The sequence below is a fragment of the Citrobacter sp. RHB20-C16 genome, from assembly GCF_013890155.1.
Taxonomy (GTDB): domain Bacteria; phylum Pseudomonadota; class Gammaproteobacteria; order Enterobacterales; family Enterobacteriaceae; genus Citrobacter_A; species Citrobacter_A amalonaticus.
Genome location: NZ_CP057630.1, coordinates 4,556,538 through 4,583,054 on the forward strand (window position 1 = coordinate 4,556,538; position 26,517 = coordinate 4,583,054).

Below are 26,517 nucleotides of genomic sequence, written 5' to 3' on the forward strand. Positions count from 1 at the left end.
TCCTCTGGCATTGGCAGAATAACCAGACAGGTGTCATGATTATTCAGATAACGGCTAACACATACTACTTATCGACTTCCACCACATTTAGCTGTGGGTATTGCGCACGATAACGTTGATCAATACAGCTATTAGTTACCATAATATCGATTTCATCCAGCATACATATTTTACTGAAGGCGTATTGTTCAAATTTACTGGAATCCACCAGAAGGATCTTTTGCCCGGAAACCTGTAACATAACCTGCTTTAATCTGGCATTTATTTCACTGCCATCACGTATGCCATTTTCCAGATTTACTCCCTGACAGGAAAAGAAAAAACTATTAATTTGAAAATTTCGAATAGCACTCTCGGCAACGGGTCCATGGAAATCATCGTGGCGTTCAGAATACTCACCCCCAATACCGATAATGCGCACTTTATCCCGACAGGCCAGCGCCTGGATAATGCGTAGCGAATTGGTCACCACGGTAATATCAATGTCCGGAATTTGCCGGGCCAGAAACCAGCAGGTACTGCTGTTGTCCATCAGAATGCAATCGCCAGAATGGATAAACTGTAACGCTGCCTTGGCGATTTTAGTTTTGATATCAGGATGTTCCTCGGTACGCTTGCGAAATGATTCGGCGCGGTCCACGCTGCTCGCCTGCCATGCCGTCCCCTCTATCGCCGCTGCCGTCGCCTCTGGCGCATCCAGAGAAACCGCGCCGCCAAAGCTGCGGGTCAATCGTTTGTTACGTTCTAATACTCTCAGATCCCGGCGAATGGTTTCCGGTGATACCTGACATAATTGCGACAGCTCCGTTACCCGCACCGCCCCTTGTTTTTGCACATGGGCACAAATCATTTTGTAACGTTCTGCCTGCAGCATAATAGGGATCCGCTAAGTATCATTTTACATGGTCTTATAATTAACGTTTCCACCCGGAATTAAAGTGATTAATTTCAAGAAATATTCCATTGAAAAAGCCCGCGAACAATTGAACGATACTCATCACAATAAACAATGAAATAACAGCAACCAGTCAACATGTAAGGTGATAAAACTCACAAAATACGCTTGTTTTGCACGCCTGCCGTAACCTGAAAACACGCAAACAAACATAAATGGTCATCTTATGATTGACCAAATATGCCCGAATGTGACCGAGTATGACTTTTTCTTGCCATGACGCGCCTGACTACATTTTACATCCTATTTATTCGGCGTAATTTAAATAAAAACGCGGCACATATTTTATGTTATCCATCGTTAAGTCATTAATGCTGTTAAATAACATGCTTCCTATATTCTGGAGTCAACAATGAATACGTTAAAACAACACGTTCTCGAGGCGAATTTATCCCTGCCTGCGCATAAACTGGTAACGTTTACCTGGGGTAACGTCAGCGGAATCGATCGTGAAAAAGGTATTATGGTCATCAAACCTTCCGGAGTGGAATATAACCATATGGGTCTGGAAGATATGGTGGTGGTGGATGTACAAAGCGGCAACGTTATTGAGGGAAATAAAAAGCCATCATCAGATACCGACACGCATTTAGCGCTCTATCGCGCTTTCCCGACGATTGGCGGCATCGTACATACGCATTCCCGACACGCCACTATCTGGTCGCAGGCCGGAAAAGACTTAATGGCTTTAGGCACCACGCATGCGGATTATTTTTACGGAACCATTCCTTGCACGCGCCCGATGCATGACGAGGAAATTAATGGCCGCTATGAATATGAAACTGGCAGCGTGATTATCGAAACCTTTGCGCAGCGCGGGCTCTCACCGGAACAGATCCCGGCGGTACTGGTCAACAGCCATGGGCCTTTCGCCTGGGGTTCTGATCCTGCTAACGCCGTGCATAACGCCGTGGTACTAGAAGAAATCGCTTATATGAATTTGTTTACTCAGCAGTTACAACCTCAAATTCCCGCCATGCAACCCACACTGCTGGATAAACATTTCCTGAGAAAACACGGCGCGAATGCTTATTACGGACAGTAATCTTCGCGTGATGGCATAAAAAAGCCTGGCATCTCGCCAGGCCAGATAAGCCAGAATACCCGTTATGCCAGACGCGCCTTCGCGTAGCTGATCGCTTGTGCGATCTGCTGCGGAGACACCCCGCCCTTCGCGGCACGTTTGTCCAGACACGACTGCAGAGAGAGGATCGGGTATACGTCATCGCCAATGACGCTACTGAATTTCTGCAGATCGGCGAGCGGCAGGTCTTCCAGCGGTTTCCCCTGACGAATCGCCTCAACAACCGTTTCACCGACGATGTGGTGCGCTTCACGGAACGGCACGCCTTTCGCGACCAGATAATCCGCCAGTTCAGTGGCGTTAGCGTATCCTTGCTGCGCCGCTTCCTGGCAACGCGGACGTTTCACCTGAATGCCGTCCAGCACCAGCGCAGCCATATGCAGGCAGTCCAGCCAGGTGTCGAGCGCGTCGAACAAGCCTTCTTTGTCTTCCTGCATATCTTTGTTGTAGGCCAGTGGAAGTCCTTTCAGCGTCATCATCATGCCCGTCAATGCGCCCTGCACACGGCCACATTTACCGCGAATCAACTCCAGCGCGTCCGGGTTTTTCTTCTGCGGCATCAATGAAGAACCGGAGGTCACGCGATCGGAAAGCTCAACAAAGCCCGCTTCACCGGTGTTAAAGAAAATCAGATCTTCGGCAAAACGCGACAGGTGCACCATACCGATAGAGGCGTCGGACAGCAGTTCCAGCACGTGGTCACGATCCGATACGCTGTCCAGGCTGTTACGCGTGGCCGATGCAAATCCCAGCCAGCCCGCCAGCTGTTCACGATCGATTTCATAGGCGGTCCCGGCCAGCGCGCCACAGCCTAATGGGCTAACGTCCAGACGCTTTAACGCATCCTGCAGACGGCTTTCATCACGCGCCAGCATTTCGACATACGCCAGGCACCAGTGCGCAAACGTCACCGGCTGCGCACGTTGCAGGTGGGTATACCCCGGCATCACCGCATCCTGGTTATTTTCCGCCGTCTCGACCAGTGCGCTCTGCAACTGACGATTAGCAGTAAGCAGTTCGGTCACCGTCTCTTTGCACCACAGTTTCAAATCGGTAGCGACCTGGTCATTACGGCTACGCCCGGTATGCAGCTTTTTACCTAACTGACCGACTTTGTCGATCAGTTTGCCTTCCACCCAGCTGTGAATATCTTCGGCATCACTTTCGAGGATCTGTTGCGGATTAGCGCGAACCTCTTCCAGCAGTACGTTCAACGCCTCTTCGAGCTGAAGTTGTTCGTCAGCGGTCAACACGCCAACGGTAACCAACGCTTTGGACCAGGCCACAGAGCCAACAATATCCTGCTCCGCCAGGCGGTAATCAAAGCGCAACGAATCGTTGAACTGTTTGAACCGCTGATCTGCTGCCTGAGTAAAACGCCCACCCCAAAGTGCCATAACGAATTTCCTTAATTTGATATTTTTGCCCGGTGGCGCTGCGCTTACCGGGCCTACAAAACTCATGCAGGCCGGATAAGGCGAAGCCGCCATCCGGCACATTAATAGTTAAGCCAGAATACGTGTACCGATCGGCGTACCGTTGAACAGCGCCGGGAGTTGCTCGGCATGACGCCAGGAGGCGATATCCACCGGACGACCCAGCGTGCGTGCAGCATCCAGCGCGGCATTGACCTTCACAATCATGCCATCGGTAATAATACCCTGGTCGATCAGCTGTTCCGCTTTCGCGGCGGTCATTTCAGCAATGCGCTGACCTTTACCGTCGAGAATACCACTCACGTCGGAAAGCAGGATCAGATCCGCGCCCAGCGTCGCCGCCAGCGCTGTCGCCGCCTGGTCCGCGTTCACGTTCATCAACTGCCCTTCTTCCGTCACCCCAATCGAGCTGACGACTGGCAGAAAACCATTTTCCAGCAGCGTGTTAATCAGCGTAGGTGAACCCGGCTGCGCCAGTCCAACATGGCCAAGCTCTTCGTCGAGCTGGGTCACTTTTACGCTATCGCCATCGCCAAGATACAGGCCTACGGAGGCGATGTGGTGTTTCTTCGCCCAGGCCAGCAGCGTTTTGTTCGCCGTTCCCGCCAGCGCACCGGTGATGATGTCGATCTGGTCAGCAGGCGTCACACGCAGGCCGTTTTTCTTTTTCACCGGCAGGTTGAGCCCTTTCATCAACTCATCAACGACACAACCGCCGCCATGGACAATGACCAGCGGACGCTGATGCGACTCGCGATAGTTCACCAGCGCAGTAAAAAGACGCTCCAGCGCCTCTTCGCTATCCAGTAATACGCCACCCAGCTTGATAATTAATGGACTCATCATTGCACCCTTAAATAAGAGACTGCGTTTCAGCAAAGCCGAAACGGATATTGGCACACTGCACTGCCTGTGCGGCGGCGCCTTTCAACAAATTATCTTCGGTTGCCACCACGATCACATGTTCACCCTGCACGGCAAAACCGATATCGCAGAACGGCAGCCCAACGACATTCTTCAGCGCCGGAACGCCTTTGTCATACAGACGCACCAGCGGTTTATCCGCATACGCCTGCTGTAATACCTGCGCGACCTGCGCAGCGGTCACGCCCGGCTGCAGTCGACAAGTGATCGTTTCCAGGATCCCGCGCGGGAAATTGCCCAGATGCGGGGTGAAAATCACGTCCGTTCCCAGATGGGTGGCGATCTCCGGCTGATGACGATGGGTAAACACGCCATACGGTTGCAGGCTCACTTCGCAGAAGCTGTTAGACAATGCCGCTTTACGTCCCGCTCCGCTCACCCCGCTGGTCGCGTTGATCACCGGCCATTGCGTCAAATCCAGCAGTCCGGCATCAATCAGGGGTTTCAAAGAAAGTTGCGCCGCCGTGGGATAACACCCCGGCACCGCAATCAGATTCGCCTCTTTCAGTTTGTCGGCGCTCCACTCCGCCAGACCGTAGACCGCCTGCTCAAGCAGGTTGGGATACTGATGGGTGAAGCCATAGTATTTTTCATAGAAGCCGGCATCGTTCACGCGGAAGGCACCGGAAAGGTCGAAGACCACGCAACCGGCAGCCAGAAATTGCGGCGCCAGGTCATGGCTGACTTCGTGGGCGGTGGCTAAAAACACCACATCCACGCCATCGGTAAACTCGCTGATATCGGACATCGGCTGCAACGGCAGATCGACGATGCCTTTAAGCTGTGGATGCAAATCAGAAATTAACTTTCCCGCATCATTGCTTTGCGCTGAGACGGTCAAAGCGGTTATGGTCATATGAGGGTGGCGATTCACGTAGCTTACAAGCTCTGCGCCCGCATAACCGCTAGCGCCTACAATCAGCGTATTCAACATCAGGTTCCTTTATGCTCAACGTTAATGTATTTTTATGCACATTTATTGCATGAATATTGATACTATCACGACCTAAGGTGTGTCAACAATGAAAATGAACTTACCGCCATTTATCGAGATCTACCGCGCGCTGATTGCCACGCCGTCCATCAGCGCTACCGAAGAAGCACTGGATCAGAGCAATGAGTCTTTAATCAATCTGCTGGCGGGTTGGTTCAGCGATCTCGGTTTCAACGTTGAGATTCAACCGGTCCCGGGAACCCGCAATAAATTCAATCTGCTGGCCAGCACCGGACAAGGAGCAGGCGGCTTACTGCTCACGGGTCATACCGACACCGTACCGTTTGACGATGGGCGCTGGACGCGCGATCCCTTCACCCTTACCGAGCATGACAATAAGCTCTACGGTCTGGGTACCGCAGATATGAAGGGCTTCTTCGCATTTATTCTCGACGCGCTTCGCGACGTTGATGTGACACAACTGAAAAAACCGCTCTACATCCTGGCGACGGCAGATGAAGAGACCAGTATGGCGGGGGCGCGTTACTTCTCGGAAAACGCGTCGATTCGTCCTGATTGCGCGATCATCGGTGAGCCCACGTCGCTACAGCCGATTCGCGCTCACAAAGGTCATATCTCGACGGCGGTACGGGTGATGGGCCAGTCCGGTCACTCCAGCGATCCGGCACGCGGCGTGAACGCCATCGAACTGATGCACGACGCGATTGGTCGCATTATGCAACTGCGCGATACTCTGAAAGCGCGTTATCACTACGACGCGTTCACCGTACCATATCCCACCCTGAATCTGGGTAGTCTGCACGGTGGCGATGCGTCGAACCGAATTTGTGCCTGCTGTGAACTGCATATGGATATCCGTCCGCTGCCGGGCATGACGCTGGGCGATCTGGATGGTTTGCTGACGGAAGCCCTGGCGCCAGTGAGCGAACGCTGGCCGGGTCGTCTGACCGTTGCCGAACTCCATCCGCCGATCCCTGGTTACGAGTGTCCGCCGGACCATCAGCTTGTCGAGGTAGTGGAGAAACTGCTGGGCGAAAAAACCGATGTCGTGAACTACTGCACCGAAGCGCCGTTTATTCAGACCCTGTGCCCAACGCTGGTGTTGGGACCGGGTTCAATCAATCAGGCGCACCAGCCTGACGAATATCTCGAGACGCGTTTTATTAAGCCCACCCGTGAGTTAATCACCCAGGTCGTGCACCACTTCTGCTGGCACTGATCGAACTACCCGCTTTCCCGGCCTACCTCCGATGGTAGGCCGGATATGCGCAGCGCCATCCGGCAATGCATTTTCACATTCCGATAAGCATTTCTTATCTGGCTGGATGTGAATTAAATTTCGTAAATTACCCGCATTTATTCGTTTGCTGAACCGATTTCGCCGCAATTGACGCCACGGGTTTTACGTGGCTTTATAAAAGACGACTACTAAACAAAGTCCGAAAGATTTCGTGTCACAGCAAGGCGGCAAACAAGCCCATTCCAGGGCGCTTACATAAGTAAGTGACCTGGGTGGACGAGCGCAGCCAACGCCGCTGTGGCGTGAAAGATACAGGACTCATAGATTAAAGATGGGGTGTCTGGGTTAATATGAACGAACAATATTCCGCGTTGCGTAGTAATGTCAGTATGCTCGGCAAAGTGCTGGGAGAAACCATCAAGGATGCGCTGGGAGAGAACATTCTTGATCGCGTAGAAACAATCCGTAAGCTGTCTAAATCCTCACGCGCTGGCAATGAAGCAAATCGCCAGGAGTTGCTCACCACGTTACAGAATTTGTCGAATGACGAGTTGCTGCCGGTCGCACGCGCGTTTAGCCAGTTCCTGAACCTGGCCAACACCGCCGAGCAATATCACAGCAGTTCGCCAAAAGGCGAAGGCGCCAGCAACCCGGAAGTGATTGCCCGCACCCTGCGTAAACTGAAAAACCAGCCAGAGCTGAACGACGCCATCATCAAAAAAGCGGTAGAGTCGTTGTCTCTTGAGCTGGTGCTGACCGCACATCCGACGGAAATTACCCGTCGCACACTGATCCACAAAATGGGCGAAATCAACGCCTGTCTGAAGCAGCTCGATAACAAAGATATCGTTGAATACGAACGCCACCAGCTGATGCGCCGTCTGCGTCAGTTGATTGCACAGTCCTGGCACACCGATGAAATTCGTAAGCTGCGCCCAAGCCCGGTTGATGAAGCCAAATGGGGCTTCGCGGTGGTCGAGAACAGCCTGTGGCAGGGCGTACCGAACTATTTACGCGAGCTGAACGAACAGTTGGAAGATAATCTGGGCTACCAGTTACCCGTTGATTTCGTTCCAGTCCGTTTCACCTCATGGATGGGCGGCGACCGTGACGGCAACCCGAATGTAACCGCAGATATCACCCGCCACGTTCTGCTGCTGAGCCGCTGGAAAGCAACCGACCTGTTCCTGAAAGATATTCAGGTTCTGGTTTCCGAGCTGTCGATGGTCGATGCCACGCCGGAACTGTTAGCGATGGTCGGTGAAGAAGGCGCTTCGGAGCCTTACCGCTATCTGATGAAAAACTTGCGCTCGCGCCTGATGGCAACCCAGGCCTGGCTGGAAGCGCGTCTGAAAGGCGAGAAGCTGCCGAAACCGGCAGGTCTGCTGACGCAAAACGAACAGCTATGGGAACCGCTGTACGCCTGCTACCGGTCGTTACAAGCTTGTGGCATGGGCATTATCGCCAACGGTGAACTGCTCGACACCCTGCGTCGTGTGAAATGTTTTGGCGTCCCGCTGGTGCGTATTGATATCCGCCAGGAAAGCACCCGCCACACCGAAGCGCTGGGTGAACTGACCCGCTACCTCGGCATTGGTGATTACGAAAGCTGGTCAGAAGCGGACAAACAGGCCTTCCTGATCCGTGAGCTGAACTCCAAACGCCCGCTGCTACCGCGCAACTGGGAGCCGAGTAATGACACTCGTGAAGTGCTCGACACCTGTAAAGTCATCGCCGAAGCGCCGAAAGGGTCAATTGCTGCCTACGTCATCTCAATGGCAAAAACGCCATCTGACGTGCTGGCTGTGCATCTACTATTGAAAGAAGCCGGAATTGGCTTTGCCATGCCGGTGGCCCCGCTGTTCGAGACCCTTGACGACCTGAACAATGCCGACGACGTCATGACCCAACTGCTGAACATCGACTGGTATCGCGGTCTGATTCAGGGTAAGCAGATGGTGATGATTGGTTATTCCGACTCGGCAAAAGATGCCGGCGTAATGGCCGCCTCCTGGGCGCAATATCAGGCGCAGGATGCGTTGATCAAAACTTGCGAGAAAGCCGGTATCGAACTGACGCTGTTCCATGGTCGCGGTGGTTCTATCGGTCGCGGGGGCGCGCCGGCCCATGCCGCCCTGCTTTCACAACCACCGGGCAGCCTGAAAGGCGGTCTGCGCGTGACCGAACAGGGCGAGATGATCCGTTTCAAATACGGTCTGCCGGAAGTCACCGTCAGCAGCCTGTCGCTATACACCAGCGCCATTCTGGAAGCGAACCTGCTGCCGCCGCCAGAGCCGAAAGACGCCTGGCGTCATATCATGGACGAACTTTCAGTCATCTCCTGTGACGTGTACCGTGGCTACGTGCGTGAAAACAAAGACTTTGTCCCGTACTTCCGCTCCGCAACGCCGGAACAGGAACTGGGCAAACTGCCGCTCGGCTCGCGCCCGGCGAAACGTCGCCCGACCGGCGGTGTGGAATCTCTGCGCGCTATTCCGTGGATTTTCGCCTGGACGCAGAACCGCCTGATGCTGCCAGCCTGGCTGGGTGCCGGTACCGCGCTGCAAAAGGTGGTGGAAGATGGTAAGCAGAGCGAACTGGAAGCGATGTGCCGCGACTGGCCGTTCTTCTCCACCCGTCTCGGCATGCTGGAAATGGTGTTCTCGAAAGCGGATCTGTGGCTGGCGGAATATTACGATCAGCGCCTGGTCGCGAAAGCGCTGTGGCCGCTGGGCAAGGAGCTGCGCGAACTGCTGGAAGAAGACATCAAAGTGGTGCTGGCAATTGCCAACGATTCACATCTGATGGCCGATCTCCCGTGGATTGCCGAGTCTATCCAGTTACGGAATATCTACACCGACCCGCTGAACGTCCTGCAGGCTGAGCTTTTACACCGCTCGCGACTGACGGAACAACAGGGCAAAGAGCCCGATCCTCGCGTTGAACAAGCGCTGATGGTCACCATTGCCGGCGTGGCGGCAGGTATGCGTAATACCGGCTAATTTTCCCCCTAACCTCCTCTCGTGCTATTGCGCGCGAGGGGGTTGAAATAGTTCTGTCATAACCTCCGCACATTCACTATATTTCTGTCTGTTTTTTCCACCGTGAGATTTTTCAGAGCAACGTGTGCCTTTGCACCGGTGCTTCAGATTCTCTTAAGGTTTAGTCGCTACGTTTGGCACCACATTTAAAGACAGGCTGACAATATGCAATCCACAACCCTCCAGTCTACGCCATCATTTAGCTGGAAAGCCCTTGGCTGGGCGCTTCTCTATTTTTGGTTTTTCTCCTCTTTATTACAGGCCATTATTTTAATTACGGGTTTCAGCGGTACCAACGGACTGCGTGACTCGTTGCTTTACAGCTCCCTTTGGCTGATCCCAATTTTCCTGTTCCCGAGTCGGACCCGCATTATTGCTGCGGTGGTGGGAATCGTGTTGTGGGCGACGTCGCTGGCCACGCTCTGCTATTACGTCATCTACGGGCAAGAGTTTTCGCAAAGCGTCCTGTTCGTGATGTTTGAGACCAACGCCAACGAAGCCAGTGAATACCTGAGCCAATACTTCAGCCTGAAGATTATCGCCATTGCGCTGGCCTATACCGTCGTCGCCGTGTTTCTCTGGACACGACTGCGCCCCGTCTATATTCCCGGACGCTGGCGTTGGCTCGTCTCTTTTGCGCTGCTGTATGGGCTGATCCTGAACCCGTTTGTGGTTCGTTCTGCGTTTGGCAACTCGCCGTATGAAAAAACGCTAAGCGGCCTCTCCTCACGTATGGAACCGGCGGCACCATGGCAGTTTGTCATTGGTTACTACCAGTATCAGCGCCAGTTGACCTCACTTAACAACCTGTTAAGTCAGAACCACGCTTTGCCTCCGCTGAGCAATTTTAAAGACAATTCCGGCGACGCGCCGCGCACGCTGGTGCTGGTGATTGGCGAATCCACCCAACGTGGCCGCATGAGTCTGTACGGTTATCCGCGTGAAACCACGCCGGAACTGGACGCATTGCATCAGTCGGATCCGAATCTGACCGTGTTTAACAACGTCGTGACCTCACGTCCTTACACGATCGAAATCTTGCAACAGGCGCTGACCTTCGCGAACGAGAAGAACCCGGACCTGTATCTGACGAAACCGTCGCTGATGAACATGATGAAACAGGCGGGGTATAAGACCTACTGGATCACAAACCAGCAGACGATGACCGCCCGTAACACCATGCTGACGGTTTTCTCTAAGCAGACCGATGAGCAGTTCTATATGAACCAGCAGCGTACGCAAAGCGCGCGCGAATATGACACTAACGTGCTGACGCCATTTAAGAAAATCATGGCTGATCCGGCACCGAAAAAGTTCATCATCGTGCATTTGCTGGGCACGCACATTAAGTACAAATTCCGTTACCCGGAAGACCAGGGCAAGTTCGACGGTAGTACCGATCATGTCCCGCCAGGTCTGAGCGCAGAAGAGCTGGAATCGTATAACGATTACGACAACGCCAACCTGTATAACGACAAAGTCGTCGCGAGCCTGATTAAGGATTATAAAGCGACCGATCCGAACGGCTTCCTGCTCTATTTCTCCGACCATGGCGAAGAGGTGTATGACACCCCGCCGCATAAAACGCAGGGTCGTAACGAGGACAACCCGACGCGTCACATGTATACCGTGCCGTTCCTGTTGTGGACGTCCGACAAATGGCAGGCCGCGCATCCGCGTGATTTATCACAAGATGTGAATCGTAAGTACAGCAGTTCGGAACTGATCCACACCTGGTCCGACTTAGCCGGGCTGACCTACGACGGTTTCGATCCGACGCGCTCCATCACCAGCCCGCAGTTCAAAGAAACCACACGCTGGATTGGTAACCCGTACAAGAAAAATGCGCTGATTGATTACGACACTCTGCCGTATGGCGATCAGGTCGGAAATCAGTAAGTCATTCAGCAGGCCACGCTTTTTAGGGTGGCCTTTTTTCACCCTGGCAGTTACTGTTTCCTTGTCTGAGCAACGCAAGGGATCATCATGTATCAAGACGTCAGCCATCTTCTATCCCGCCTGATTCATGGCCCCGCGCCGCTGCGCCAGATTTTCTTTGCCAGTACGCTTACCCCCATCCCGGCGCTGGCGTATCAGGTCGATTTTCCCCGTCTGGAAATCGTGCTGGAAGGTGAACTGACCGACGCCAGCCTCACCGACACGCTCACCCCATACGATGTGCTCTATGTGCCAGCAGGTGGCTGGAATCTTCCGCAGTGGCAGGTGCCGGTCATTACGCTCAGTATCCTGTTCGGCAAACAACAGCTCGGATTCAGCGTGGTGCAATGGGACGGGGAAACATACCAGAATCTGGTCAAACAGCACGTGGCGCGCCGTGGCCCGCGTATCGGTTCCTTTCTGTTGCAGACGCTCAATGAAATGCAAATGCAGCCGCAGGAGCAGCAAACGGCGCGGTTGATTGTCGCCAGTCTGCTCAGCCACTGTCGCGACCTGCTTGGCAGCCAGATCCAGACTGCCTCGCGCAGCCAGGCGCTGTTTGAGGCTATCCGCGACTACATTGACGAGCGCTACGCCTCACCGCTCACCCGGGAATCGGTGGCGCAGGCGTTCTATATTTCGCCGAACTATCTCTCGCATCTGTTTCAAAAAACGGGGGCGGTTGGCTTTAACGAATACCTGAACCATACGCGACTGGAACACGCAAAGACCTTGTTGAAAGGCTACGACTTAAAAGTGAAAGAAGTCGCGCACACCTGCGGATTTGTGGACAGTAACTACTTTTGCCGCCTGTTTCGTAAAAACACCGAACGCTCGCCGTCAGAATATCGTCGTCAGTATCACAGCCAGCTAACGGAAAAGCAGGTCAGTCCAGAATAAGATGGGTATATTGCGGAGCGGAAAGCAACTTACGCACCGCGCTCATGACACGCTGCGGTTCGCGCAGAAAGGCGTTAATGCCGGACTGGACATAACGGCATTGAGTGAAACGTTCCGCTCCCGCCAGTTCGATATCGGTAATCAGCAGCACGGCATCCGCCCGACGGATATCCTCTTCGGTTAAGCGATTTTCCGTACCAAGCGCCCCCTGCGTTTCAATCTTAATGGTCCATTTTTCCTGCTGGCATAACTTCTCCAGCCGTTCAGCCGCCATGTAGGTATGGGCCACACCGCTTACGCAGGCCGTCACCGCGACCAGAAATCGTCCTGTTGACACGGACATATTACCCTCCTGTTGTGACCTGAAAGCCCGCGTTCTCCGCCATCTCACGCATTTGGGCAATAATCTGTTCCGTTGGCGCAGGGACGTCCTTCATCCCCCACTGCTGCCCGAGCAACCGATATTTCGGTTCTCCATAGAGATGAAACGGTAGCAGGTGCAATTGCTTTATACCAAGCGATAACAGCAACGTCAGCGCGCGCTGCATATTCTCATGTGTGAGCGTGTAACCGGGGATCAGCGGCAAACGGGGGATCACGTTAACGCCCTCCGCCACCAGCATCCGCAAATTAGCCACGACGCGTGGCATATTCATCGCCACAATCTCACGGGCCCGTTCAGGCTCCATGATCTTTAAATCGAACAGCACTTCATCACACGCTTTCGCCAGCGGAAGCAGCCGACGGGCGGGGGCATCGCCTGCCGTTTCAATTGCACAATGCACACCCCAGCGCCGCAGACGCTGTAAGAATCGCGTAGCGAAAGCCGCCTGCATCAACACCTCTCCGCCCGACAGCGTCACCCCGCCGCCAGAAGTGCGAAAGAAAACGTCATCTTTCATCACCTCGCGTTCCAGCTCATCCAGGGTGACATCACGGCCAATCCGCTCAAACGCCCCGGAAGGACACTCGTCGGCATCACGCAGACACGGCGTACAGTGCAGGCATTTGCTTTCCCGTCGCACCGTTTCAATTCGTGGCGAGATCGATTCCGGATTGGCGCACCACGGGCAGGTGTGCGGGCAGCCTTTAAAAAAGACCACCGTGCGGATCCCCTGACCGTCATTCAGCGAATACCGTTGAATATTGAAGATGCGTGCGACCTCCTCGTCGCACGACTCCACAACCTCACAACTGATGCGCGGTGCGGCGAATGATGTCATCCTGAATCTCCTTCGACAGCTCGACAAAGAAGGCGCTATACCCTGCCACGCGTACCACCAGCCCGGCGAAATCCTGGGGTCGCAGCTGCGCTTCCCGCAGCGTTTCGGCATTCACCACGTTAAACTGAATATGCTGCAATTTGAGCTGGGTAAAGGCGCGCAAGAAATCGCACAGTTTGCGTAATCCTGCCTCTCCTTCCAGCGTGGCGGGCGTGAACTTCACGTTCAGCAACGTCCCGTTGGACAACAGCGTGTTATCCAGCTTACTGACCGATTTCAATACCGCCGTCGGTCCCTGCATATCCTGTCCAAGCATCGGCGAAAGGCCGCCATCCGCCAGTTGCTCTCCGGAAAACCGCCCGTCCGGCGTCGCCCCTACCACCGCCCCCAACGGCACGTGTGCGGACACGGTATAAGAACCCGGCGTAAACTGGCCGCCACGCGGATTCTGATACTTCTCCACCTCTTTGCAGTAATAACGCAGCAGTTCGGCGCTGATGTTGTCCACCTCATCAATGTCATTACCGTATTTCTGGAAGCGGTTGATCAACCTGGCGCGGATCTTTTCCCCTTCCGGCGTGGCAAAGTTAGCCTTTAACACCGCAAGAAGTTCGTCAAAACGGAGGCGCTGCTGCTCAAACACCAGTCCATTCAGCGCATGCAGAGAATCGCTGAGGTTGGCGATGCCAATACCCTGCACACCCGAGAAATTATAGCGCGCGCCGCCGTCGGTGATGTCACATCCCTTCTCCAGACAATCACTGATAAACGAGGAGAGCAACGGCACTGGCGCCCAGTCGCGATGACCGATGTCGCAAATATTACTGCCTTCAACCATCAGCGTGATGTAGTGGCTGATTTTGGCGCGAATATGTGCCAGCAGACCGTCCCAGGTCAGCTCACCATTACCTTCATTCTCGTACAGGCTAATTTCCATGACCTTCAACAGATTGAACATAGCGATATCATGCAGACCATAGGTTCTGCCCGGAATCGACAACTCCACGCACCCTACCACGGCGTAATCACGCGCATCTTCCAGCGAGACGCCCCGGTTGAGGAATGCCGGGATCACCACTTCATCATTAAAGATCTGTGGAATACCGGTACCCAGGCGGATAGTCTCGGCAGTCTTCATCAGAAACGGCGTATCAATCAGCGTGTTGGTGCGAACGCCCAGATTCGGCTGGGGTAACTGCACACTCTGATAGGCATCGAGACAGAGGAATGAAAGCACGTTTACCGCACTGCGGCCATTCTCCGTCAGGCCACCAAGTAGCGCGGTATAGCCGGTCGGGAAGCCAGCGAAATAACGTGCGCTGCTGGTCGAACGCAGGAGCACAATGTCGTTGCATTTCACCCACAGCGATTCCAGCAGTTCTTTCAGGAATGCAGGATCATCTCCCTGCGCCAGCGACGCCTGATAAAACGGCAGCATGTACTGATCGAAACGCCCCAGCGACAGCGAACTGGCGTTGGACTCGTACTGCAAAATGATGTTCATGTACCAGAACAACTGGCACGCCTGCCATAAGGTGTGCGGCTTATGCTGCACGTTATGCCGCGAGTTGGCAGCGATAGTCAGCAACTCCTGGCGACGAGTGACGTCAGGGCAGCGTTCAGCCATCTCTTCCGCCAGTACGGCATAACGCAGAATGTGGCGCTGCGACGCTTCCAGCAGCAGCAGTGCCGCCTGATAAAAGGCGTTATCCGGCGCCTGCTCGCAGTGAGCACGCATCTCCATCACCAGTTCACCCAGCCCGTGATTCAGCAGGCGCGGATAATCAATGATGATATGCCCCTGTCCCTTATCCGTCTGGTTGATGCTAAAAATCTGGGTACTGACGGCGGCCTTAACCTCATCCGTCATCTGACCGTTGATGAAATCCTTCATCGACCGTTTTTCCCAGTAAGGGAACAGCACATCACGATAGAGGCGTTTATCGTCTTCGCTGATGTCGAAACGGTCCTGGGGACGAGTCGGGAACTGATCCAACTCGTTGAGCAGCCAGTACGGGTCCATCTCCGGCGACATGATGCCCGCACGCGGTTTAACGGTACGGTTGCCGGCAATCAGTTCCTCATCACGAATCGAAATCTCGACATGCTCGAGGATATACGCGGTCGCTTTAGCCCGACGTAAAATGACCGGCTCCCCTTCCGTCTGTTGATGACTGGCGGTATACAGCATTGCACGCTCAAGCGAAATTTCCCTGCTGTTCTGAAAGAGTGCCGCTTTTAAGCGGTGGATGCGGTGGGTCATGAGGAACTCCTGTGGGCATGAATGCCTGATGGCGCTACGCTTATCAGGCCTACAAATTCGTAGGCCGGATAAGGCAGCGCCGCCATCCGGAACACAAAAAACTTATGCGGTTTGCGCCAGATGCGCGCCAATCTTGTTCATAATCGCGTCGGCGCGTTTTACCGCATCGCTGATGTTGACACGGACGATAGTCTTACCAGCAAAACGCTCCTCAAATTTAATCCCGATATCCTTGGTCAGAATGACGATATCAGCCTGTGCCACATCAGCGGGTGTCAGTTCATTTTCCAGACCAATGGAGCCCTGCGTCTCCACTTTCACTTCCCAGCCTTTCGCTTTGGCTGCACTTTCCAGCGCTTCAGCGGCCATATAGGTATGTGCAACACCTGAAGGACATGCGGTTACTGCAATAATTTTCGTCATGACGCCACTCCTCACTTAATTAATTTCAAAATCTAAATCCAGATCGTCTTCTTTCTCGTCGGTCTGAGAGACATTCTTGCGCGCCAGGCTTTTCAGCACGTTCACACAGATAGCCGTCACCACCGCACCTACCGCCACCGCGGCGACATAACCCAACTTACCTTCAACCACCGGCAGAACAATCAGTCCACCCCAGCCTGCGTAACACTGAGCGCCGAACAATGCCGCCGTGGCCGCACCACAGGCCGAACCCAGCATGATGGAAGGAATGACGCGCAGCGGGTCAGCGGCAGCGAAAGGAATCGCCCCTTCGGTAACGCCCACACATCCCATCACCAGCGCCGCTTTACCGGCTTCGCGCTCTTCAGAAGAGAAATTTTTACGCCCCACCAGCGTCGCCAGTCCTAAGCCCAGCGGCGGCACGCAGATCCCGACCGCCGCAATGGCCACGACGGTGTAAACCCCCTGCGCTACACAAATCAGCATGAAGGCGTAGGCCACTTTGTTGATCGGGCCGCCCATGTCAAAGGCCAGCATCAGCCCCATAATCACGGCTAACATCACGATGCTGCCCTGCTGCATGCCTTGCAGCCACTGGGTCAGACTGGCGGTCAGCGCGCCAACGGGTTCGCCCAGTCCCCACATCATGATGCCCGCCGTAATAAAGGTCCCGATGACAGGAATCACGAAGATGGGCATGACAGAACGCAATACCTTATGGACCGGAATTTTTTTCAGGTAATACACCACAATGCCGCCGATAATCCCGGCAATCAGCGCCCCGAAGAACCCGGCGCCGAAGCTGTTGCCTACCCAGGCACCAATCGCGCATGGTGCCAGCGCGGAGCGTTCCGCAATGGAATAACCAATGTACGCCGCAAGGAAAGGCACCATCAGGGTCAGCCCGGCCACGCCGATATCAAACAGCTTTTTGAGATTCGGATCGGTCGCGGCATCAGGCACCGCCCCTTTCCCATACAGCATGACGGAGACTGCCAGTAAGATGCCGCCCGCAACCACAAAGGGGATCATATGCGACACCCCCGTCATCAGATGCTGACGGGTATTTTTCAGGATGTGTACCAACTCATTCATAAGTCGCTCCCGGGCAGGTGTTTGCCCATATCCATAACGTTGTTGTGGCAAACAATAGGCAATCCGCAAGGTCGCAGACAGTGGATAAAAAGGCCATTTACTGGATTTTTGTAATGTCAGTACAAAAATGCGATCCGCTTCATAAGTTGAAGGATAAGAGAATTCACGGATACCGGGAGGACTTGTGAACTGTCTCCCACTTTTCGCCTTACATTACATTTGTCCAGTTTTTGGCAGAATTGTCACATGGCAGCGAACAAGCAAGGCCTTTTATGCTGTAGACAGAAAACCGTTATGGGAGAAAGGCAATGGCCCTGATTGTGGAATTTACCTGTGAGCTGCCCAATGGCGTCCATGCGCGCCCGGCAAGCCATGTTGAGACCCTGTGTAACACCTTTACTTCACACATTGAGTGGCACAACCTGCGAACCGATCGTAAGGGCAACGCCAAGAGCGCACTGGCGTTGATTGGCACGGATACGCTGGCTGGCGACCCCTGCCAGTTGCTCATTACAGGAGCAGATGAAGCCGATGCCCATCAGCGCCTGAGCCTGTGGCTGCGCGACGAGTTCCCCCACTGCGATGCCCCGCTGGCAGAAGCCAGTAACAGCGAATTAGAACCACTACCGGCTTCACTGACTCACCTGAACCCGCAGCTTTTCCGCGCCCGTAGCGTTTGCAGTGGTAGCGCGGGCGGTATCCTGACGCTTCTCTCTTCGCTGGATCTCAACGCGCTCGGCGAACTCCCTGTGGCAGGCGATGTGGAAAGCGAGCAGTCGGCGCTGGATCGCGGCTTAACGCTGCTGGTAAAAAACATTGCGTTTCGTTTGCTCGACAGCGACGGCACCACCAGTGCGATTCTGGAAGCCCACCGTTCGCTGGCGGGCGATACCTCCTTACGTCAGCATTTGCTGGCAGGCGTTTCTCGCGGCTTAAGCTGCGCGCAGGCGATTGTCGACAGCGCCAACCATTTCTGCGATGAGTTTGCCCGTTCCAGCAGTCGCTATTTGCAGGAACGCGCGCTGGACGTTCGCGACGTCTGTTTCCAGTTGCTGCAACACATCTACGGCGAAAAGCGCTTTCCGGCACCGGGAAAGCTGACCCAACCCACCATCTGTATGGCGGATGAGTTGACGCCCAGCCAGTTCCTGGAACTGGACAAAACGTTCCTCAAAGGACTGCTGTTGAAAAGCGGCGGCACCACTTCGCACACGGTGATTCTTGCTCGTTCATTCAACATCCCCACTCTGGTCGGTGTCGCGATTGACGCTTTAACCCCGTGGCTGCAGCAAGAAGTTTATATCGATGGCAATGCGGGAGCGGTGGTGGTCGCGCCTGATGAACCGGTCAGCCGCTACTATCAGCAGGAAGCCCGTGTACACGAGGCGCTGCGCGAGCAACAGCGCGTCTGGCTGACCCAGGAAGCGCGCACGGCCGACGGCATTCGTATGGAAGTTGCCGCCAACATTGCTCACTCCGTGGAAGCGCAGGCGGCATTTGGCAACGGCGCGGAGGCGGTTGGCCTGTTCCGCACCGAAATGCTGTATATGGATCGGCTCAGCGCTCCGGACGAGAACGAGCTGTACAACATTTTTTGCCAGGCGCTGGAATCCGCACAGGGGCGCAGCATTATTGTGCGTACGATGGATATCGGCGGCGATAAGCCCGTTGATTATCTGAATATTCCTGCTGAAGCCAACCCGTTCCTCGGCTATCGCGCCGTGCGTATCTATGAAGAGTACGCCGCGCTGTTTACCACTCAGCTCCGGTCGATCCTGCGCGCATCGGCGCACGGAAGCCTGAAAATTATGATCCCGATGATCTCCTCAATGGAAGAGATCCTGTGGGTGAAAGAGAAACTGGCGGAAGCCAAACAGCAGCTTCGCAATGAACAGATCCCATTTGATGAGAAGATCCCGCTCGGCATTATGCTGGAAGTCCCGTCAGTGATGTTCATCATCGACCAGTGCTGTGAAGAGATTGATTTTTTTAGTATTGGCAGCAATGACCTGACGCAATACCTGTTGGCCGTTGACCGCGATAACGCCAAAGTGACCCGCCACTACAACAGCCTGAACCCGGCCTTTCTGCGCGCGCTGGATTTCGCGGTGCAGGCGGTGCACCGTCAGGGGAAATGGATCGGCCTGTGTGGCGAGCTCGGGGCAAAAGGTTCCGTTCTGCCATTGCTGGTCGGGTTGGGGCTGGATGAAATCAGCATGAGCGCCCCCGCCATTCCTGCCGCTAAAGCGCGAATGGCGCAACTCGACAGTCGTGCCTGCCGCCAATTGCTGAATCAGGCGATGGCCTGTCGCACGTCGCTGGAAGTGGAGCATCTGCTGGCGCAGTTCCGCATGTCACAGCAGGATGCCCCACTGGTCACCGCCCAGTGCATCACCCTCGACAGTGACTGGCGCAGCAAAGAAGAGGTGATCAAAGGGATGACCGACAACCTGCTGCTCGCCAGCCGCTGCCGCTACCCCCGCAAACTGGAAGCCGATCTGTGGGCTCGTGAGGCAGTATTCTCTACCGGGCTGGGCTTCAGCTTCGCCATTCCGCACAGCAAATCTGAACACATTGAGCAGTCCACTATCAGCGTGGCACGCCTGAAAGCGCCTGTCCGCTGGGGAGATGACGAGGCGCAGTTCATCATCATGCTAACGCTCAACAAACACGCGGCGGGGGACCAGCACATGCGTATTTTCTCACGCCTGGCCCGTCGCATTATGCACGAAGAATTTCGCAATGCGCTGGTGAATGCCGCGTCTGCCGACGCGATTGCCAGCCTGCTGCAACATGAGCTTGAACTTTAAGAGGAAGCAAAATGGAACTGTATCTGGATAGCGCCAATGTGGCGGAAGTCGAACGTCTGGCCCGCATCTTCCCTATCGCCGGGGTGACGACCAACCCGAGTATTATCGCGGCAAGCAAAGAATCCATCTGGGATGTTCTGCCGCGTCTGCAAAAGGTGATTGGCGAAAACGGCGTTCTGTTTGCCCAGACCATGAGTCGCGATGCGCAGGGAATGGTGAACGAAGCTAAACGTCTGAACAATGCCGTTCCGGGAATTGTGGTGAAAATACCAGTAACCTCTGAAGGACTGGTCGCCATCAAGCAGTTGAAAAAAGAGGGCATAGTCACCCTGGGAACCGCCGTGTACAGCGCCTCTCAGGGACTACTTGCCGCGCTGGCGGGGGCAAAATATGTCGCGCCTTACGTCAACCGCGTAGATGCCCAGGGCGGAGACGGTATTCGCACCGTTCAGGAATTACAGACGCTACTGGAACGTCATGCCCCGAAAAGCAAAGTGCTGGCCGCCAGTTTCAAGACCCCGCGCCAGGCGCTGGACTGTCTGCTGGTGGGCTGTGAAGCAATCACCCTTCCTTTAGATGTAGCGCAACAAATGCTCGATACCCCTGCGGTAGAGTCAGCTGTTGAGAAGTTTGAGCAAGACTGGAAAAACGCATTCGGTAACATCAACCTGTGAGGGAAATAAGGTATGGATCGCATTATTCAATCCCCTGGTAAGTACATCCAGGGTGCAGATGTCATCACTCGTCTTGGCGAATACCTCAAGCCGTTGGCTGAACGTTGGCTGGTTGTTGGCGACAAATTTGTTCTCGGTTTCGCTCAGGGCGAACTGGAAAAAAGCTTTAAAAACGCAGGACTGGCGCTGGAAGTCGCGCCGTTTGGCGGTGAATGCTCGCAAAACGAGATCGACCGTTTGCGCAGCGTGGCGGAAAATGCGCAGTGTAGCGCGGTGCTCGGCATCGGCGGCGGTAAAACGCTGGATACCGCCAAAGCCCTTGCCCACTTTATGAACCTGCCTGTGGCGATCGCCCCGACCATCGCCTCAACCGATGCGCCCTGCAGCGCACTTTCCGTTATCTACACCGATGCTGGTGAATTTGACCGTTATCTGCTGCTACCGCACAACCCGCATATGGTTATCGTCGACACCAAAATCGTTGCCGGCGCCCCGGCGCGTCTGTTAGCCGCAGGGATTGGTGATGCGCTGGCCACGTGGTTTGAAGCACGCGCGTGTTCACGCAGCGGCGCGATCACCATGGCGGGCGGCAAATGCACTCAGGCGGCGCTGGCGCTGGCTGAACTGTGCTACAACACGCTGCTCGAAGAAGGTGAAAAAGCAATGCTCGCCGCCGAGCAGCATGTCGTGACCCCGGCGCTTGAGCGCGTGATTGAGGCCAACACCTATCTGAGCGGCGTCGGCTTTGAAAGCGGCGGTCTGGCTGCCGCGCACGCGGTTCACAACGGTCTGACGGCGATCCCGGATGCGCATCACTATTATCACGGTGAAAAAGTGGCCTTCGGTACGCTGACGCAGCTGATTCTGGAAAACGCGCCGGTTGAAGAGATTGAGACCGTTGCCGCACTGTGCCATTCCGTCGGTCTGCCGATTACGCTGGCGCAACTGGATATCAAACAGGATATCCCGGCGAAGATGCGTATTGTGGCAGAAGCCTCCTGCGCGGAAGGCGAAACCATTCACAACATGCCTGGCGGCGCAACGCCGGATCAGGTTTATGCCGCACTGTTGGTTGCCGACCAGTACGGTCAGCGCTATCTGCAAGAGTGGGAATAACACGCTCTACACTCCCGGCCTCGCCGGGAGTGTTTCTTATCTCATCAGGCCTGTTCGACCACCTGCACCTCACGCTTTTTCCGGCTGACAATTGCCAGCGCCATAACGATCAGCACAATTCCCCCACCCTCAACGGGACCGGGGTTTTCACCAAGCAGCCACCAGGAAAACAGCACGCTACAGACCGGCACCGCCAGGGTGCTTAAGCTGGCGATACTGGCAGGCAAATTCTTCAGGACAAACAGCCACAAACTCCAGGCCAGCGCCGTCGCCAGAATCGCGCTATATCCCAGCGCCCAGAGGACCACCGGCTGCCAGTCAACTTCCCGCTGCGGCACCAGCCAGGCCACCGCACTCATCACCAGCGCGGCATACAACATCTGCCAGGCCGTTAACGACAGCAAATCGACGCGTGGATGGCGGGTATAAAGACGTTTAGCGACAATGGCGCTCGCTCCCCAGCTGACTCCGGAGAGAATCGCCAGCAGAGCGCTCTTCAACGTTGATAAATTCAGTTGCCACGGTTGCAGCACAAGCAGTAACCCTATTGCGGAAATGGCAATTGCGGCGTATTGCAGGCGTCGCAGTCGCTCCCCCAGAAACAGCGCCGCCAGAATAACGACCCAAAACGGCATGGTATAGGTCAGGATAGCGACTTTCCCCGCCCCGCCGCTGACCAGCGCCCACTGACCGAAGCCAATCATCCCGCAGGTCTGCAACAGCGCAATCGCCAGCGTAAACCGAAACGGCGTCGGGTGCAGGCCACGGCCGCGCAAAAGGAGGACGAGGAATAATATTAAGGCTCCGAAGATACAGCGTAATGCAGTGAAGTCGAACGCGCCGATATAGCTCGTGACCTGCTTCATAAAAATCCAGCTATAGCTCCAGATAAGGGTAAGCAAGATAAGACCACCGATTGCCAGTGGATTGCCCTTTCCTGAGACAGACATGATAGATCCAATAGATTGACGTTTCCTGCGGACACTATACCCCTACAAATACACTTCAGCGACTGCAAGCCGTCGCTGAAGTGGGGTCAGATTACATCAGGGGTGGGCTTACTGCAGGTCGAAACGGTCCAGGTTCATCACTTTCACCCATGCCGCAACAAAGTCCTTCACGAACTTCACGTGCGCATCGCTACCGGCATACACTTCCGCCAGAGCACGCAGCACCGCATGAGAGCCAAAAACCAGGTCCGCACGAGAAGCGGTGTATTTCACTTCACCTGTCTGACGATCGCGACCTTCAAACTGTTCGTTTGACTCATCAACCGGTTTCCATTCGTGACGCATATCCAGCAGGTTGACGAAGAAGTCATTGCTGAGTACACCCGGACGATCGGTAAAGACACCATGTTTACTGCCGTCGTAGTTCGCGCCAAGCACGCGCAGACCACCCACCAGCACGGTCATTTCTGGTGCGGTCAGAGTCAACTGCTGCGCTTTATCGATCAGCAGAGACTCTGTTGTTGCCACGCCAGGTTCACCGCGATAGTTACGGAACCCATCGGCGATCGGTTTGAGGAGCTCAAACATCTCAATATCTGTCTGATCCTGACGCGCATCCACACGACCAGGCGTAAACGGCACATGAATGCTGACACCTGCAGCGCTGGCGGCTTTTTCAACCCCCACGACACCGGCAAGAACAATGATATCGGCCAGCGACGCTTTAGCGGAATCACGCTGGATTTTCTCCAGAACCGGCAGCGCACGCGTAGCAATCGCATTGACATCCCAGCCGCGCTGCGGCGCTAATGCCAGACGCGCACCGTTCGCCCCGCCACGTTTATCCCCCCCGCGGAAGGTCGACGCAGACGCCCACGCAACGGACACCAGTTCGCCGACAGAGAGACCGGAATCCGCAATGGCAGACTTCAGGCTCAGGATATCTTCTTCCGTTGGATTGAAGGTGGGTTGCGGCAGCGGGTCCTGCCAAATCAGATCTTCTTTTGGCACTTCCGGACCGATGTAACGCGCTTTCGGCCCCATATCACGGTGGGTCAGTTTGAACCACGCACGGGCGAAGGCTTCGTTAAACGCCTGCGGATCGTTCAGGAAACGGCGGGAAATTTTTTCGAATTCCGGATCAAAACGCAGCGTCAGGTCGGTGACCAGCATCGTCGGCTTACGTTTTTTCGACGGGTCGAATGGATCAGGAATGATTTCTGGCGCATCGACTGCTTCAAACTGGATGGCGCCAGCCGGACTGCGCGTCTGTACCCACTCATATTTGAACAGGTTCTCGAAGAAGTAGTTGCTCCACTGGGTTGGGGTTTGCGTCCAGACCACTTCCAGTCCGGATGTAATCGCATCCGCGCCCACACCGCTACCAAAATCACTTTTCCAGCCTAAACCCTGGTTTTCGATCGGTGCCACTTCCGGGTCCGGGCCGACGTGCGTCGCCGGGCCTGCGCCGTGGGTTTTCCCTAATGTGTGACCGCCGGCAATCAACGCAACGGTCTCTTCGTCGTTCATCCCCATGTTGCCAAAGGTTGCACGAATCGCTGAAGCCGCCGAAAGCGGTTCACCGCTGGCGTTAGGACCTTCCGGGTTAACATAGATCAGCCCCATCTCGGTGGCGGCTAAAGGACGTTTAGCCAGCTCTTCCGGATCACGGTGGGCAAGCCACGTTTTCTCATCGCCCCAGTTTACATCCAGATCCGGTTCCCAGACGTCCTCACGACCCGCACCGAAACCAAAGGTACGGAAGCCGGAGTTTTCCAGCGCAACGTTACCCGCCAGAATAAACAGGTCGGCCCAGGAAATTTTTTGTCCGTATTTTTGCTTGATTGGCCACAGCAGACGACGCGCCTTGTCCAGACTCACGTTATCCGGCCAGGAGTTCAGGGGAGCAAAACGCTGCTGTCCGCGACCTGCGCCGCCGCGTCCGTCAACGGAACGATAGGTACCAGCCCCGTGCCAGGCCATGCGGATAAACAGACCGGCATACGTTCCCCAGTCAGCAGGCCACCACGGTTGAGATTCGGTGAGAAGCGCTCTGAGATCGCCTTTCAGCGTGGAATAATCTAATTTGCTGAATTCTTTGCGGTAATCGAAATCTTCACCCAGCGGGTTTGAGCGATTGGAATGTTGGTTTAACAAGTCGACGCGGAGCTGGTTAGGCCACCAGTCACGGCTGGTTGTTCCTGCTCCAGCGCTCTGGTCATGGCCGCCCTGATGAAAAGGACATTTTCCGGCGGACGTCGGGTTATGGATATCGTCTGGCGTGCTCATCTATATGCTCCCTTTACAGTGTTTACATTACGATATACACCTACAGAGATAAGATATAGTCGAAAAAATCCACAGATTCGATAGCCGATACCTTTTATATTTTTAGTTACAGAGATGTAGATCAAAATGAGGTGTAATAAAGCCCTCCGGGGAGGGCCGAGGCATTTAGATACCGGGTCTGACACCCAGGGTGTGGCAAATGGCATAACTCATTTCAGCGCGGTTAAGTGTATAGAAATGAAAGTCTTTTACACCTTCCCGGCTTAAAATTTTCACCATGTCCATGGCGATATTTGCTCCCACCAGCTTACGGGTTTCCGCATCGTCATCGAGGCCATTAAACATCTGTGACATCCACGCCGGAATGCGCACATTGGTCATATCGGCAAACTTCTTCGCCTGCTTAAAGTTCGAGACCGGCAGAATGCCAGGAATGATTTCCACGTCGATACCCGCAGAGACGCAGCGGTCACGAAAACGCAGGTAGCTTTCGACATCAAAGAAAAATTGGGTAATGGCGCGGTTCGCCCCGGCATCCACTTTACGTTTCAGGTTGAGCAGATCCGCCTGCGCGCTTTTCGCTTCCGGATGCACTTCCGGGTAAGCGGCGACGGAGATATCAAAGTCGGCCACCTCTTTCAGCAGGCTCACCAGGTCGGCAGCATACATATCGGGCTTACCGCTGCCTGCCGGCAAATCGCCGCGCAGCGCAACGATGTGGCGGATTCCGTTGTTCCAGTAGTCCTGTGCAATAGTACGCAGTTCATCGCGGGTCGCATCAATACAGGTCAGGTGCGGTGCGGCTTCCAGACCGGTGCGATCTTTAATCCCTTTGATGATGCTGTGCGTGCGATCGCGTTCGCCAGAGTTGGCGCCGTAGGTTACCGAAACAAACTTCGGCTTCAGGCTGCTCAGGCGATCGATGGAATTCCACAGGGTTTGCTCCATTTCACTGGTGCGCGGCGGGAAAAACTCGAACGAAACGTTAATCTGACCCTGGACTTCCGCCAGGCTCTGATTCAGGGCTTCCCGCTGGTTGGCGTGAAAAAAGCTCATACCTTACCTCATCAATCGCTTGTCATTATATGTTGTGTTGTGAACATCTATCCGTTTAGACGTCCAGATGTAAAAATGACGGAAAAGCACGATGACGTCAACTGAAAAATCATCGTTGATGGTGAGGAAAAGTCAGGGAAGATGA

Annotated in this window: 20 protein-coding genes; 8 read left to right on the forward strand and 12 right to left on the reverse strand. The window is 54.7% G+C overall.

All coding sequences use genetic code 11. From position 1 onward, the window contains the following. Positions 1 to 64 precede the first annotated feature (64 nt). Complete coding sequence (locus HVX64_RS21780; RefSeq protein ID WP_042998952.1) at positions 65 to 874, reverse strand: DeoR/GlpR family DNA-binding transcription regulator; 810 nt, start codon at positions 872 to 874, stop codon at positions 65 to 67. A 433-nt stretch (positions 875 to 1,307) separates the two neighbouring features. Between HVX64_RS21780 and araD the strand changes: the two genes are divergently transcribed. Continuing rightward, the gene (gene araD, locus HVX64_RS21785; RefSeq protein ID WP_044257499.1) at positions 1,308 to 2,000 is read left to right on the forward strand and encodes an L-ribulose-5-phosphate 4-epimerase; all 693 of its coding nucleotides are present in this window, start codon (positions 1,308 to 1,310) and stop codon (positions 1,998 to 2,000) included. Positions 2,001 to 2,062: 62 nt separating this feature from the next. On the opposite strand, the gene argH is transcribed toward araD, so the two are convergent. The 3 genes from argH to argC form a co-directional block, all read right to left on the reverse strand. After that, positions 2,063 to 3,436 carry an argininosuccinate lyase gene (gene argH / locus HVX64_RS21790; RefSeq protein ID WP_042998950.1) on the reverse strand — a complete coding sequence of 458 codons (1,374 nt, stop codon included), beginning with the start codon at positions 3,434 to 3,436 and terminating at the stop codon, positions 2,063 to 2,065. A 108-nt stretch (positions 3,437 to 3,544) separates the two neighbouring features. Beyond that, a complete protein-coding gene (gene argB, locus HVX64_RS21795; RefSeq protein ID WP_086512777.1) occupies positions 3,545 to 4,321 on the reverse strand; it encodes an acetylglutamate kinase in 777 nt (258 codons plus the stop codon). 7 nt (positions 4,322 to 4,328) lie between these two features. Beyond that, positions 4,329 to 5,333, reverse strand: a complete 1,005-nt coding sequence (argC, locus tag HVX64_RS21800; protein WP_054176980.1) for an N-acetyl-gamma-glutamyl-phosphate reductase — start codon at positions 5,331 to 5,333, stop codon at positions 4,329 to 4,331. A gap of 88 nt (positions 5,334 to 5,421) precedes the next feature. On the opposite strand from argC, the gene argE reads away from it, so the two are divergent. From argE to HVX64_RS21820, 4 genes are all read left to right on the forward strand, one after another. Continuing rightward, entirely contained in the window at positions 5,422 to 6,573 is a 1,152-nt protein-coding gene (argE, locus tag HVX64_RS21805) for an acetylornithine deacetylase (protein ID WP_044257496.1), read from the forward strand. A gap of 371 nt (positions 6,574 to 6,944) precedes the next feature. Continuing rightward, positions 6,945 to 9,596 carry a phosphoenolpyruvate carboxylase gene (ppc, locus tag HVX64_RS21810; protein WP_042998946.1) on the forward strand — a complete coding sequence of 884 codons (2,652 nt, stop codon included), beginning with the start codon at positions 6,945 to 6,947 and terminating at the stop codon, positions 9,594 to 9,596. 204 nt (positions 9,597 to 9,800) lie between these two features. Continuing rightward, a complete protein-coding gene (locus tag HVX64_RS21815) occupies positions 9,801 to 11,534 on the forward strand; it encodes a phosphoethanolamine transferase CptA (protein WP_044257495.1) in 1,734 nt (577 codons plus the stop codon). An 87-nt stretch (positions 11,535 to 11,621) separates the two neighbouring features. Then, positions 11,622 to 12,473: an AraC family transcriptional regulator gene (locus tag HVX64_RS21820; RefSeq protein WP_042998944.1), complete on the forward strand. Its 852-nt coding sequence runs from the start codon at positions 11,622 to 11,624 to the stop codon at positions 12,471 to 12,473. Here HVX64_RS21820 and HVX64_RS21825 read toward each other — a convergent pair. The 5 genes from HVX64_RS21825 to HVX64_RS21845 all read right to left on the reverse strand — a co-directional run bounded on the left by HVX64_RS21825 (position 12,460) and on the right by HVX64_RS21845 (position 17,477). After that, positions 12,460 to 12,816: a PTS fructose-like transporter subunit IIB gene (locus tag HVX64_RS21825; protein WP_042998943.1), complete on the reverse strand. Its 357-nt coding sequence runs from the start codon at positions 12,814 to 12,816 to the stop codon at positions 12,460 to 12,462. The two genes, HVX64_RS21820 and HVX64_RS21825, sit on opposite strands and share 14 nt — an antisense overlap. A gap of 1 nt (position 12,817) precedes the next feature. After that, entirely contained in the window at positions 12,818 to 13,696 is an 879-nt protein-coding gene (locus HVX64_RS21830) for a [formate-C-acetyltransferase]-activating enzyme (protein WP_044257494.1), read from the reverse strand. Then, entirely contained in the window at positions 13,662 to 15,959 is a 2,298-nt protein-coding gene (locus HVX64_RS21835) for a formate C-acetyltransferase (RefSeq protein ID WP_044257492.1), read from the reverse strand. The genes HVX64_RS21830 and HVX64_RS21835 overlap by 35 nt, the downstream gene beginning before the upstream one ends. A gap of 102 nt (positions 15,960 to 16,061) precedes the next feature. Continuing rightward, positions 16,062 to 16,382: a PTS fructose-like transporter subunit IIB gene (locus tag HVX64_RS21840; RefSeq protein WP_044257490.1), complete on the reverse strand. Its 321-nt coding sequence runs from the start codon at positions 16,380 to 16,382 to the stop codon at positions 16,062 to 16,064. 15 nt (positions 16,383 to 16,397) lie between these two features. Then, positions 16,398 to 17,477 carry a PTS fructose transporter subunit EIIC gene (locus tag HVX64_RS21845; RefSeq protein WP_044257488.1) on the reverse strand — a complete coding sequence of 360 codons (1,080 nt, stop codon included), beginning with the start codon at positions 17,475 to 17,477 and terminating at the stop codon, positions 16,398 to 16,400. Positions 17,478 to 17,785: 308 nt separating this feature from the next. Here HVX64_RS21845 and ptsP point away from each other — a divergent pair, with 308 nt between their 5' ends. From ptsP to HVX64_RS21860, 3 genes are read left to right on the forward strand one after another with little or no spacing between them, the layout of a single operon-like run. Then, a complete protein-coding gene (gene ptsP, locus HVX64_RS21850; RefSeq protein WP_044257486.1) occupies positions 17,786 to 20,287 on the forward strand; it encodes a phosphoenolpyruvate--protein phosphotransferase in 2,502 nt (833 codons plus the stop codon). An 11-nt stretch (positions 20,288 to 20,298) separates the two neighbouring features. Next, entirely contained in the window at positions 20,299 to 20,961 is a 663-nt protein-coding gene (gene fsa / locus HVX64_RS21855) for a fructose-6-phosphate aldolase (protein WP_042998940.1), read from the forward strand. Between the two features lie 12 nt (positions 20,962 to 20,973). Beyond that, positions 20,974 to 22,077, forward strand: coding sequence for a glycerol dehydrogenase (locus tag HVX64_RS21860; RefSeq protein ID WP_042998939.1), 1,104 nt, complete (start codon positions 20,974 to 20,976; stop codon positions 22,075 to 22,077). Between the two features lie 44 nt (positions 22,078 to 22,121). Here the strand turns inward: HVX64_RS21860 and HVX64_RS21865 are convergent, their stop codons facing one another. The 3 genes from HVX64_RS21865 to metF all read right to left on the reverse strand — a co-directional run bounded on the left by HVX64_RS21865 (position 22,122) and on the right by metF (position 26,372). Continuing rightward, positions 22,122 to 23,027: a DMT family transporter gene (locus tag HVX64_RS21865; protein WP_044257484.1), complete on the reverse strand. Its 906-nt coding sequence runs from the start codon at positions 23,025 to 23,027 to the stop codon at positions 22,122 to 22,124. Positions 23,028 to 23,135: 108 nt separating this feature from the next. After that, positions 23,136 to 25,316: a catalase/peroxidase HPI gene (gene katG, locus HVX64_RS21870; protein WP_044257482.1), complete on the reverse strand. Its 2,181-nt coding sequence runs from the start codon at positions 25,314 to 25,316 to the stop codon at positions 23,136 to 23,138. 165 nt (positions 25,317 to 25,481) lie between these two features. Next, positions 25,482 to 26,372: a methylenetetrahydrofolate reductase gene (gene metF, locus HVX64_RS21875; RefSeq protein WP_042998936.1), complete on the reverse strand. Its 891-nt coding sequence runs from the start codon at positions 26,370 to 26,372 to the stop codon at positions 25,482 to 25,484. Positions 26,373 to 26,517: the final 145 nt, after the last annotated feature.